The sequence below is a fragment of the Cellvibrio sp. BR genome (genome assembly GCF_000263355.1).
Classification (GTDB): Bacteria; Pseudomonadota; Gammaproteobacteria; order Pseudomonadales; family Cellvibrionaceae; genus Cellvibrio.
This window is the reverse complement of sequence record NZ_JH668203.1, coordinates 25,554-37,871: the sequence shown is the minus strand read 5'-3', so window position 1 is coordinate 37,871 and position 12,318 is coordinate 25,554. Positions and strand designations below refer to the sequence as shown.

Sequence of the window (12,318 nt, the reverse complement as noted above, 5' to 3'; positions counted from 1 at the left end):
TTTACGTGCCCAGCGGCTGAGCGGCCGCAGGCGCAGCGGGATTCTAACAGTCATTCTGACCATTCAGAAACAGTTGGAGGGATTAAATTACTAAACTTGATCTAATTCCGTTGTGGGTTAAATCCAGCCTTTTTGGCGAGCGATACGCGCGGCGTCCACACGATTGGCGGCATGTAATTTGGCAATCGCTTCGGAGAGATAATTGCGCACAGTGCCTTCCGATAAACAGAGTACGGTGGCAATTTCAGCGGTAGTCTTACCTTCGGCAGCAAGGCGCAACGCTCGACGCTCTTTATCGTTAAGCGGATCTGCCTCGCCCAATGCCATCATGGCAAGCTCGCCGTCAATGACGCGCTTGCCATCCATTACTTTGTAGATGGATTCAATTAATTGTTCAGAGGGCGCATCTTTTAAAAGAAAACCGGCTACGCCCATATCGATGGCGCGACGGATATAACCGGCGCGACCAAAGGTGGTGATGATGATGGTTTTGGTGGGGATCTTTTGTTGCAACACCCATTGTGCCAACTCCAAACCTGAGCGGCCGGGCATTTCAATATCGGTAAGCAAAATATCGTAGCTGTGCTGTTTCATCAGCAGCCAGGCGCGGTCGCCATCTTCTGCCTGAGTAATCTCAAAGCCATCTTCCATGCCGAGCAGGGCAGCCAACGCGCCGCGCACCATGGATTGATCTTCTGCTAACAAAATTTTCATCGTTATTACATTCTCTTGGATATGCGAATTACTGGTGCAGTTCGCGGCGCGGCAGTGAAATAACAAACTCGCAGCCTTTATGGATGGACGATTGCATGTCGCCCGCCAATCCATTGAGGCGCTCTTGAATCCCCTGTAGGCCATTGCCAGGCGTTAGTGCGCTCACTCTGCCGTTGTCGCGCATGCTCACCACGATTTTGTCGCAGCTGTGGCGGAATTCAATTTGGCAGTGATTGCCATTACTGTGGCGTAAGACATTGGTCGTCAATTCGGTGAGTGCAAGGATAAGTGCGGTTTCGGCGCGGGCGCTTAATTGCGGAATCTCCCCCATGAGTTCAACCACAAAGCCGTTTTGCCGCAATTTTTCGCAGAGCTCCATCACTTCACCGGAAAGCCCGCGATGTTTATAGCCGGACACCGTTTGGCGCACCAAACTCAGGGTATTGCGTGCAATTTGATGCAGTTCAGACACTTGCTCCCTGGCTCGATCCTGCTTGTCCTGTGCCAGTAGCTTCTCGGCCAATTCGGCTTTCAATGCAATGCTGGAGAGGGTGTGGCCGAGAATGTCGTGCAGGTCGCGGGCAATACGTTCGCGCTCGGCAATCACCGCCAATTGCTCTATTTCCTCATGGCTCTTCTGTTGGCTAATACGTGCTTCAAGACGCACGCGTTCCACGTAGCCAATAATGCTGATGGTGATTAATCCTGAAAGTGCCGGTAGCGCAAAAAATGGCACCGGATAATTGAAGGTGTAGTGCATTGCCACAATTACCATCGCATGGAGCGCCAGCAAATTCAGCCAAATTTTGGTGCGGTAGGAAAAGCCAATCAAAAAACCGACATAAGAGAAAAAAGTGCTGGCGCCAGGGGTATAGGCGGTGGTGGTTATGGATAAAAGGCTGAGCGCGAGAATAGCTTTCCATACTTGCGCTGCACTGAGGGTGATTGCCCAGAGGTATAAGCCGACAAATACGCAGTAAACACCAATCAAAATGAGCAGTTGCAGCCCCTCAAATGGCATGTAGTAGAGGGGGACAAAATAATACAGGCTAAAAAAAAGCCAGACCCATGACTTGGCTGAGTAGACGGAGCCGCCGCAATCGTTACTAGGTTTGTGCATGGTGAGCCAATTGTCCGATAGGGTGATTAACCAAAATACGCGCGATAGTTGCTCTTTATTGTCAACGATCAGTTTGCTTGTTGCGACAAATTTGTGCCAGCTGTGAAAGTCATTAGTGCGCAATGACAATTGTCAGTTGGATTTTTGTGTGCTATTTTGATATCAATATGATATCAAAATAATTTTTTAATCGATCAATCAAGGAGCACATCATGGTTCAAGAAGTGGAAGCCCGCAGCGGTTCAGGGTATTTGTTACTGGTGGTTTTGCTGGTGTTGCAGGCAGCAACAGTGGCGGGAGTGGTATTTATGCCGCTGTTGCTAAAAGTGCTGTTAGGGCTTGTTGCCTTATTGGTTTTTATTTGCTGGTTCGGTTTTTACATGGTGCAGCCTAATCAAGGCAAAGTGCTGCAGTTATTCGGTCAATATGCGGGAACTGATCGCACCACTGGTTTGCGTTGGGCGAATCCACTCTACAGTAAAAAGTCGGTCAGTCTGCGGGTGCGCAATTTTGAATCGGGTCGTTTGAAGGTTAACGATTCCAACGGTAACCCTATTGAAATTGCGGCGGTAGTGGTATGGCGAGTGGTGGATACGGCAGAGGCGGTTTTTGAAGTCGATGATTACGAAAACTATGTCACCATTCAAAGCGAAGCTGCGCTGCGTAATTTGGCGACCACTTACCCTTATGAGCATGATCAGGATGACGAGCGTTTATCGCTGCGCAGCGATGCAAATACCATCGCGTTGAAATTAAAAAGTGAAGTGCAGGACCGATTGCAAAAAGCGGGTGTAGAAGTCTTGGAAGCGCGCTTGAGTCACCTGGCTTATTCACCGGAAATTGCACAAGCAATGTTGCAGCGGCAGCAGGCGAGTGCAGTGTTGGCCGCGCGCAAGATAATTGTGCAGGGTGCGGTGGGCATGGTGGCTGATGCTATCGAACAATTAAAGCTACAAGGTGTAGTGGAGTTGGATGGTGAGCGCAAGGCAGCTATGGTCAGTAATTTGCTGGTGGTGCTCTGCGGTGATCAGCAGGCTAAACCGGTGATTAATACTGGCACTATTTATTCCTAACCAATATCGCAATTTATGTCGATAACTGCAGGCCATTAATAGTGACGAAAAAATCATTTCCGCTGCGAATCAATGAACAGGTTATCGCTGCCATGCAGCGCTGGGCTGATGATGATTTGCGCAGTTTAAATGCGCAAATTGAATTCGTGCTGCGTGAAGCGTTAGTAAAAAGTGGACGCGTCAAGCTAACCCAGAAAGTAGTAACTGATGTGGAGTTGCTGCAATCGGATGACCCTCAAGAGGAATAAAACAAATGCGTTGGGAATATAAAACGATCAAATTTAAAAAGCGTAGTTTTTTTTCAGGTTCTTTGGATACAGATGAATTGAATCAGGAAATTAATGCATTGGGACGCGATGGCTGGGAGTTGGTGAGCATTTGCCCGGCGATTTTCATGGGGGCTCCGCAAGGTGTGATTGCGGTATTAAAACGTTCGCATTGATGTGATGTGCATGTCTTCCGCTAACAAAAAAGCAGCCTAAGCTGCTTTTTTGTTAGCGCCGGTACGTAAAGTTTCTATTCAAAATATTCCGGATGTTCCTGCGGAATCACTTCCAAAATATTGTAAACATCTTTTAAGTGAACGCTCATGGCTGCAGCCGATTTTTCCGCTGAGCCGGACTTGATCGCTTTAATAATACCCGAGTGCTGGCTGAGGATACGTTTGTACTGACCGCTGACGTGCAGGCTAAGGCAGCGAACTCTGTCCATGTGGGCTTTTTCTGCCTCGATAAAAGCAGCTACACGGGCGTAATGGGTGAACCCTGCTAGTGTCTGGTGAAAGTTGTCATCCAACGTTTGAAAGGCGAGGGCGTCATCGTCTGCGGCGGCGACCTTCTGGTCGGCGATAATTTTTTCGCAGGTGGCTACGGCCTCCAAACGGGTGGCATCGTCAGTATTGGTGGCGAGGTGGCTCACTACCGCAACTTCCAGCGCTTCGCGAATAAAACGCGCTTCCAGAATTTTATCCATGCTGAATTTGGATACATAAGTGCCACGTTGGGGCAACACCTCTACAAATCCAATATTGGACAATTGAATCAGCGCTTCGCGCACGGGGGTTCTGCTCACCCCGAATTGTTGCGCAAGAGCGGTTTCGGAAATCATCTGGCCGGGTAATAGTTCCATGCTAATAATCGCATCGCGAATAAATCCGAATATTTGGCTGGCGGCCGGGCGGTCATAAGACAAGCCTTTGGCATCGGTACGCATGCTTATCACAGGCTGTTTAGCCACGGGTGTCTCCTTATGTTGATTTAGCCGCAGAGTTTACTTTAAGGATAAAACTCTATGCAAATATGAAAAGTGCAAATTTATGATAAAGTCAATGTGACAAAAAGGTTGACCCACTAGTATACAAGGTATAGGATAGCATCAATGTTCAGTGTTTTCTCGTCGGGAGATACTGGACAGGGGTTGTGTTTGACCTTTTTCTGGCAGATGCAAACTGCGTCTGCCAGTTTTTTCCACAACCGTTGGGTATCACTTGTTCCGATTTTTTTGACCTCTCCCATTGAGCAGCAATCCTTAGGCTTGCTGCTTTTTTTTACCTGTGATTTTTTATTTATCAATTTTCCATCTATATTTTTATCTATAAAAAAAGGGCAGAAAAATCTGCCCTTTATCAATATACCTTTAGCCGGATTTTGCGGTCCGAATTGCCTGCTGCATTAAGCCATCATTTGTTCTCGGCAGTGGTTAAAACGAGCGAGCAGAGTGGCGTAATCTGCATTACTGACACCTGACAACAAAATCCACTCGGTCAACAGCGGTTCAAAGCTGGTATCACGCTGTCCAAAACCTTGTTGCATGAGTTGTACCTGATAAGCCATACGTGCTTGTTTATCACTGGCAGGGCTTTCTTGTCCCGCCAGAATTTCGGCGCGAATGGTCAGTATTTTCATGGCTTGGGTATTTGTGGTTTGATCCGCCGCTGTAATGGCGTCAGCTTTTGCCAAACGTTGCTGCAAACTGTTGAAGTAACCGTTTGGCCAGCGTGGGGTATTGGCGATAAGTACTTCCAGTGCATTTTTTTCCGTCGCCAATTGTTCAGCGGGCTTTTGCGCGATCACTGCCAACTCATAATTGCGTATGGCATCCAGCGCATTGAGTAAATCCTTCCAGCTTTGTTCTGCCGCTTGTGCACGGGCGCTGTCGCGCTTGGTGGCGATTGCGGTGAGGCCGGCGGCGAACTTTTGCTGTAAAAATTTAGCTGCTTCCTTGGGAAGATCCAGTGCCAAAAAGCTCGCTTGAATTGCTTCTATCTCTGCTTTTGCAGCTTTTAGCTCTTCCACTGAGCGATTAGCAAAATCAGCGAGTTGTGCAATTAAGGCGTCGGCCTGTTGTGCCACAGCATCGCGTGCGGCCTTGGCAGCTTCGAACGCTTCGCTGCGACGTGCAAAAATGGCATCGCAGTGTTTGCGAAATTCTTGCCAGAGTTGTTGATCCTCTTTGTGCCAACTCTTGCCAATGGTTTTCCATTGAGCTTGTAGTTGTTTCACCGATTCTGTCGCAGCACGCAGGTCGGCGTTATCCAATAAGGTTTGCGCTTGTTCAATCAGCTGTTGTTTGGCGGCTTTGTTATTTTCATACTCCTGGGTGATTTTGCCAAAGAGTTGTTCCATTAGGGTTTCAAACTCTTTTTGTAATTCGTTGCCAGCTTTGCGTGGAACTGGCCAGTAAGTTTGCCATTCGGCACGCGCAGTTTTTAAGGTTTGCTCTACGTCTTTCCACACCGCGTTAGTAAAATCATAACCGTTTAAATAGGCTGTCAGCTGATTAACCAATTCACGGCGTTTGGTTAAGTTCGCTTCGCGTGCGGCACTTTGCGCTTCAAAAAACTCTTTGCAAGGAGCATAGGCTACAGCCGATGCTTGCTGGAATTGTTGCCAGAGATCATCGTCTTGCTGTTGTGCGCCTTTACTTACCTCTTTCCAGCTATCCTGTAATTCGTGAATTTTTGTGGCGAGAACTTCAGGGTCGATACTGCTGCTGGCCAGAGCTTGCATTTGGCTGATAAGCGCTTCTTTTTTTGGTGTTACTGCAAATTCATGCCAGTCGCCCAGTTTTGCTAGTTGCGCTTCAAAGTCGTCCAGTTTGGCTTGAATTCCTTTGGGTAATTCCTGGGTGGCAGCTACCAATTGCACACGTTTTTCTTCCAGTTCTTTTTGAATGGCGCGTGCTTTCCGCACGAAGCCCTGTTCAGCCGCCCACAAACCTTTGCGTGCCAGTTCACTAAATTCACGCAAACTATTTTTAGCCGCTTGTTCTGCTTGATGGCGCTCCGCCCAGATTGCATCTAGTTTTGCTTTGGCAGCGTGTAAGGTTTCCGGTAGTTCTTCACCCAGCTCACGGGCAGATTTAGCAAATTGCTGTAACTTTTGCTGGGCATTTTTAATCGTTTCACTGTCTTCCGCTTGTTGCAGCATATCGGCAATTTGTTGTGCGGTGCCGGAGGTCTTAATTTGGTCGATTAAATTCAGTGTTTGCTGCTTGCGCTGTTCGAATTCTTTGGTGAGTTTTTCCAGCGGTAATTGGCGATTGGCAGCCAGACGTATAGCGTTGCCCAGTTCCTGAATTTTTGCTTCATAATTTGCATTGACTAAATCGTCGATATGCGCGGCGCGATAAATATCTTGCGCCATGGCTTTAAGATTATTGTAAGCCTCCTGCGCGAGCTGTAGTGCTTGCTGGTCAAGCGTGATTTTTTCCTCTTCATCGGCGATAGCTTGCGCGCGCGCAGCCATTTTATTTTCACAAGCGCTGAGAGCTACTTGGTAGCGGTTTTGAATGTCGGTGGATACTTGACCCAGTGCCGCCCATTCACTTTCCAGTACGCTTAACTTGGCTTTGAACAGTGCGTCTGCTTCCTGGTGAACATGGCGTTCAAGTTTTTCGCAAATACGTGCGGCGCTAATTTCCAGCTCAGCTAATTTGGCATCTTCCGCTTTAAATACATCGAGTTTGGCTTTAACAATTTTAAAGACATTTTTGTCTTTGGTTTTAGCGGTTTTAGCCAGTTGTTCAAGTAGTTCACGGCTATGAATTTTTTCAGCAGCGGCTTGGCGTAAAGGGCTGGTGGTGCCATCGCTGGCAAGTTTTAATAATTCGTTTTCATCATTGGTTTGCTCAACCACATCCAGAGTAATAACTGGCTTGGGTGGCTTTACTTCGGCAACTACTATGGGGGCGGCCTTGATGGGTTCTACTTTATTTTTTGCACCAAACAGTTTGCGTAATAGTTTCATAGTCGTGATTTCGTCAGTCAGTGAATTGGTAGGTTAGTGACACAGCGCTGCGTGCCGCTGTGTCAGGTATTGCTGCGACACGCTTTAAATAGATTGTTGCAACAAAACTTGTACTGGATGCGGCAATTTAACATTGTCGATCCGTTTGGTTTGGCTGCGGCAGGAATAACCCGTTGCAGTCAACTTGCCGGTGTTAACCGGATTATTTACCACTTGTGCCCAAGAGAGCGCATAGATTTTTTTAGAGGTTTCAAGGTTGCTGGTTTCATGGCCATAGGTGCCCGCCATGCCGCAGCATCCAGTCTCAATGACTTTCAGTTGTTGGCCGAGTTTGCCAAATACAGTTTGCCAATCTTTGACTGAGCTGACCGCATTGGTTTTTTCGGTGCAGTGTGCCAACAGCGAAAAATCTGCTGCTTTAAATTGCTTGTTGTTGCTTTCCAGGGCTTCGGCTTGTTTGGCGAGCCACTCTTGCAGCAATTGCACTTTTGGTGCGTTATCGCCCAGCACTTTTTTGTATTCCGCGCGATAGGCCAAGGTCATTGCGGGCTCAATACCAATGAGGGCGATACCGGACGAGGCAATGCCATTTAATTGTGTGGCGTTGGCATCGGCAGCCTTGGCGAAGGCTTGCAAAAATCCGTGTACCTGCAGCGGTTTTCCGTTGGGTTTGAACGGTGCTAGCAAGGGCACAAAGCCCAATTTTTTAAGCAGTTTGAGGGTGTCTATCACCAGTGGTGTTTCAAAATAACTGGTGAAAGCATCCTGCACCAAAATCACAGCCTTGTTTTTTTCGGCTGGCGTGAGCTGTGCGATATTTTCCAGCGTGGCGTAATTCACGCCGAGTTTTTCGGCGGCTTTGTGTAGGTTAATGCCAGTTAACAACGGGCTGTCCACCATGCCAATGGCACGCGCCATAAATTTCTGCATGAATTTCGGTTTCATTGCCATGTTGTAAGCCCAGGGCATTTTGGCAAGGGTTGGAATCATAAATTCCAAACCGCCAATAAAATAGTCCTTGAGCGGGCGCAGGTAACGGCTGTAGTACAGCTCTAAAAATTTTGCACGAAATTCGGGTACATCTACTTTAATCGGACATTGCGCAACGCAGGATTTGCAAGCGAGACAGCCAACCATGGACTCATGCACTTCGTGTGAAAAATCATAGTCGCCTTTGCGTTTACCTATAGTGTTAATGACGCGGCCGGGTAAATTAAATAGAAAACTTGCGCGTTTTATTTTTTTACTTTCCTCGACTGCATTCACGCCACGCTCGCTCATTTGTTTGAGCCATTCACGCATTAAGGAAGCGCGACCTTTGGGTGAGTGCTTGCGTTCGCGCGTACCTTTCCAGCTGGGGCACATGGCATCGTTAGGGTTCCAGCTGTAACACAAACCATTGCCGTTGCAGTGCATGCCTTCGCTATAACCTTCCCATACTTGTACTGGGATTTTTCGGTCTTGTTGCCCGCGAGTTGTGACACCATCAATTTTTAATAATGGAATGTCCGCCGCTGGCGTGGCGATTTTGCCGGGGTTTAATTGGTTGCGGGGATCAAACACCGCTTTAATGCGCTGGATTTGTGGGTACAGCTCGCCAAAAAATGCTGGCGCATATTCGGAGCGCACGCCTTTGCCATGTTCTCCCCACAACAGACCGTTGTACTTTTGTGTCAGTGCAACAACGCGATCAGTGATGATACGCACCATTTTTTCTTGCGCGGGATCTTTCATGTCCAGAGCTGGGCGCACGTGCAATACACCCGCATCCACATGACCAAACATGCCGTAGGTAAGTTTGTGTTCATCCAAAACGGCACGGAATTCGGCGATAAAATCGGCGAGGTTTTCCGGCGGAACGGCAGTGTCCTCCACAAAAGGCACCGGGCGAATTTCACCTTCCACGTTGCCGAGCAAACCCACGGCTTTTTTGCGCATGCCCCAAATTTTATTCACCGCGTCGCTGCCCCAAGCGATGGAATAGCTTATACGGCCTGTGGTGGTATCTTGTGCGGCCTTATCCAGCATGTCTGTCAGTTTTTTTACATCTGCTTTTAAATCGTTTTCCGAATCAGCCGTGTATTCGACGAGGTTAATACCCTGGATTTTTTCACCGCTTTGCGGTGCAGGGAAAAACTCGGCAACGCTGTGCCACACAATATCGTTCATCGCCAGGTTCAATACTTTGGAATCGACGGTTTCGATGGAGGTTGGCTCAGCCTTCATCAATTGGGTGGCATCGCGTAGGGCGACATTAAAGTCGCGATAATTCACGTTGATGAGCGCGCTGCATTTTGGAATCGGCAGCAAGCTGATTTTGGCTTCGGTAATAAAACCGAGCGTACCTTCACTGCCACACAAAATATTGTTGAGATTAAAACGGCCTTGTTCATCGCGAATATGCGCCAGGTCGTAGCCGGTCAGGCAGCGGTTTAGCTTGGGAAATTTGCTATCGATCAAGGCGTGATGCTCGCGTTGGATCGCATCAATAACGCGATGAATATCGCCGACACGGTCTTCGCGCTTCCACAGATTTTCCAGCTCGTCTTCGCTTATCGCTGCGGATGTCCACTCACTGCCGTCGAGCAGTACCGTGGTTAATTCCAATACATGATCGCGGGTTTTGCCATAGCGGCAGGAGCCTTGGCCGGAGGCATCGGTATTAATCATGCCGCCAATGGTGGCGCGGTTGCTGGTGGACAGCTCCGGAGCAAAAAATAGACCGTGTGGTTTAATCGCTACATTGAGTTGATCCTTCACTACGCCACATTGCACACGCACCCAGCGCTCTTCGGCGTTGATCTCCAGAATCTGGTTCATGTACTTGGACGTGTCTACCACCAAACCATCAGTGAGTGATTGACCATTGGTGCCGGTGCCGCCGCCACGAGGGCTGAGAACTATGCCTTGGAATTGGGGCTCCTGACTGAGCTTGGCAATAAGTACCAGGTCGGACGTATCACGCGGGTAGAGCACCCCTTGGGGCAGCACCTGATAAATGGAGTTATCTGTCGCCAGAACGGTGCGATTGGCGTAGTCCGGGCTCAGGTCACCGGTGAAACCCCCGTCGCGCAGGGCGTTGATAAAACTCAAATACAGGGCTTGAACGGGTGAGGTTTGGTCTATACGTGGAATCATGGAGTGATCATCAATCAGCAGCTAATCATGGGGCGGCATTCTACTCCCTTGCCTGCGCAAAGTCCCTGTTATTGAACGCTGCTCTTGATACGTTGTAGCCTGAAGAATAGCTCTCAATCAGCAACATTAGCCGGTAGGGGGAATGCAAGAAGTGATGGGCAAAAACAAATACTGCCGCAATAGCGGCAGTGTCAGGAGAGGTGCGTTAAAAAATATCGATCAGAGTACAGAGAGGTTGCGTGCCCCGTTATCTGTCTGGTTGTCTTTGCTGTCATCGCTCTTGGAGGGGGTATTCAGCGATATGCGATTGCCTGCACCCGTCGTAGCTATGCGGAATTCTTCCTGTTGTTGGTGCCAAGCGATAATTTTGTGGTAGTTGAGCACGTTATCTACAAACTTCACCGGCTCCCAACCGCGCATATAACCGTGTTTCGCACGGCTGTAATACTGGTGTTTGGAGAGCAGTGGCATGTGTTTGCGCACATCGTCCCATTTACTTGGGTTGCCCCCCATGCGCTCGGTGAGTACACGTGCATCTTCCAAATGACCTAACCCCTGATTGTAGGCGGCCAAGGCGAAATATAAGCGCTCGTCACCCTCAATCCGTTGCGGCAGGCGATCAAGCAAGAGGCGCAGATATTTGGCGCCACCATAAATGCTTTGTTGTGGATCTTCGCGATCCTTAATGCCCATGGCTTTAGCCGTATTTTTGGTCAGCATCATCAAGCCGCGTACACCCGTGTGAGAGCGGGCATCAGCCTTCCAGTGCGATTCCTGATAACTAATTGCCGCCAATAATTGCCAGTCCAAATCAAATTCGGCAGCGGAAGCCTTCATGTCTTCCAACCATTGCGGCAAACGTTGTTCCAGTCTGTAGGTAAGCGCCATGGCTTCGCCTGTCGTGACTTCCTGGATGTGACGATCAAAAAACTCTTCAGTGACTTTTGCCAGAGTGCCATCTGTTTTGATACTGCTTAAATAACGCTGGGCAACCGAAAACAGCGTGTCATCCTGCAGGGCAGGGAAAGCCCACGCCAAATCCTGCGGGTCACTGACGTCAAAGGCTAATTTGGCTTTGGGGTAAGAGTAGCGATTCAGGTCATAAGCGCTCGAATCCACTACGGCGTAATCCGCTTCCCCTTTATTGACCAGCTCTAGTAGGTCGATCATTTCGGCATCTACTTCACGCCACAGCAAATCCGGATATTGGGCCCGTAGTGCATCTAAACGCTTGGTGTGCGATGAGTTGGCAATCACCAGAACTTCTTTCCCTCTTAATGATTCAATACTGGAGGGCTGGCGCAAGCGGCTGTTATAAACCAGCTGCTGCGTGATCTGCATAAATGGGTCGGCAAAGCTCAGGTTTTTGTGGCGACTTTCCAGCGCCGTCAAACCCGCCGCAGCAAAGTGATATTTTTTACTTTCAACGCCGGTGAGCATGAGTTCCAGATTAGATTCGTCTTCAATAACCAAGCGTACACCGAGTGAATCGGCGAAGCCTTTCACCAAGCTGTATTCAAAGCCGGTAAGGCCATTAGAGCCTTCATAATAGGTAGTAGGGCCGTTGCTCGATACTACGCGCAATTCGCCTGCTTCAAGAACCTGCTCCAACTGAGTAGGTGGGGTACTACGAACCAGCACAAAACTGCCGGCAATCAGTAACGAACCGATGATCAGGCTCGTCACCATGGACTTAATCACTAACACAAAAGGTTTGCGAATTTCCATAAGGGGGTTACTCCGGTTTCTGAACTGCATCGCCCGAAAGGGTGTTCTATTTCGTGTGTGCGCATTCATGCCGAATCCAAATCCATTAATGACCCGTGCAAATACCCGACCATGGTATAGCCAGTTTTTAGGTGTGCCTAGCTTGTTTTTTGATCACACATAGGTTAGCTCGCTGGCGATAATTTGACCTATTTTTCCTCAATTCCTCTGTTGACAAGGGTTCTGGCGGATTTAAGGCGCCGTGTAAAAGCCGACGAGCGGCGAAAAAAAAGCACAAAAATGGTGTTTTGGATGCCAT

General features: G+C 48.7%; 10 protein-coding genes. 4 read left to right on the top strand and 6 right to left on the bottom strand.

All coding sequences use genetic code 11. The features are described from left to right. Positions 1-117: 117 nt before the first annotated feature. Together O59_RS13375 and O59_RS13370 are read right to left on the bottom strand one after the other, a co-directional pair. A complete protein-coding gene (locus O59_RS13375) occupies positions 118-714 on the bottom strand; it encodes a DNA-binding response regulator (RefSeq protein WP_007643611.1) in 597 nt (198 codons plus the stop codon). Between the two features lie 28 nt (positions 715-742). Next, the gene (locus O59_RS13370) at positions 743-1,834 is read right to left on the bottom strand and encodes a sensor histidine kinase (protein ID WP_040392903.1); all 1,092 of its coding nucleotides are present in this window, start codon (positions 1,832-1,834) and stop codon (positions 743-745) included. A 212-nt stretch (positions 1,835-2,046) separates the two neighbouring features. On the opposite strand from O59_RS13370, the gene O59_RS13365 reads away from it, so the two are divergent. From O59_RS13365 to O59_RS13355, 3 genes are read left to right on the top strand one after another with little or no spacing between them, the layout of a single operon-like run. After that, positions 2,047-2,907, top strand: a complete 861-nt coding sequence (locus tag O59_RS13365; RefSeq protein WP_007643608.1) for an SPFH domain-containing protein — start codon at positions 2,047-2,049, stop codon at positions 2,905-2,907. Between the two features lie 41 nt (positions 2,908-2,948). Next, positions 2,949-3,155, top strand: coding sequence for a hypothetical protein (locus O59_RS13360; RefSeq protein WP_007643606.1), 207 nt, complete (start codon positions 2,949-2,951; stop codon positions 3,153-3,155). A 5-nt stretch (positions 3,156-3,160) separates the two neighbouring features. Then, on the top strand, positions 3,161-3,349 hold the full coding sequence (locus O59_RS13355) for a DUF4177 domain-containing protein (RefSeq protein ID WP_007643604.1): 189 nt from the start codon (positions 3,161-3,163) through the stop codon (positions 3,347-3,349). 74 nt (positions 3,350-3,423) lie between these two features. Here the strand turns inward: O59_RS13355 and O59_RS13350 are convergent, their stop codons facing one another. Then, positions 3,424-4,143 carry a GntR family transcriptional regulator gene (locus O59_RS13350; RefSeq protein WP_225318412.1) on the bottom strand — a complete coding sequence of 240 codons (720 nt, stop codon included), beginning with the start codon at positions 4,141-4,143 and terminating at the stop codon, positions 3,424-3,426. Between the two features lie 141 nt (positions 4,144-4,284). Between O59_RS13350 and O59_RS13345 the strand changes: the two genes are divergently transcribed. Further along, positions 4,285-4,581, top strand: coding sequence for a hypothetical protein (locus O59_RS13345; protein WP_151058402.1), 297 nt, complete (start codon positions 4,285-4,287; stop codon positions 4,579-4,581). Here O59_RS13345 and O59_RS13340 read toward each other — a convergent pair. From O59_RS13340 to mltF, 3 genes are all read right to left on the bottom strand, one after another. After that, complete coding sequence (locus O59_RS13340; protein ID WP_007643596.1) at positions 4,578-7,154, bottom strand: DUF349 domain-containing protein; 2,577 nt, start codon at positions 7,152-7,154, stop codon at positions 4,578-4,580. The genes O59_RS13345 and O59_RS13340 overlap by 4 nt on opposite strands. Positions 7,155-7,238: 84 nt before the next feature. Beyond that, positions 7,239-10,292, bottom strand: a complete 3,054-nt coding sequence (locus O59_RS13335; protein WP_007643594.1) for an FAD-binding and (Fe-S)-binding domain-containing protein — start codon at positions 10,290-10,292, stop codon at positions 7,239-7,241. A gap of 219 nt (positions 10,293-10,511) precedes the next feature. Continuing rightward, on the bottom strand, positions 10,512-12,020 hold the full coding sequence (gene mltF / locus O59_RS13330; protein ID WP_007643592.1) for a membrane-bound lytic murein transglycosylase MltF: 1,509 nt from the start codon (positions 12,018-12,020) through the stop codon (positions 10,512-10,514). Positions 12,021-12,318 lie beyond the last annotated feature (298 nt).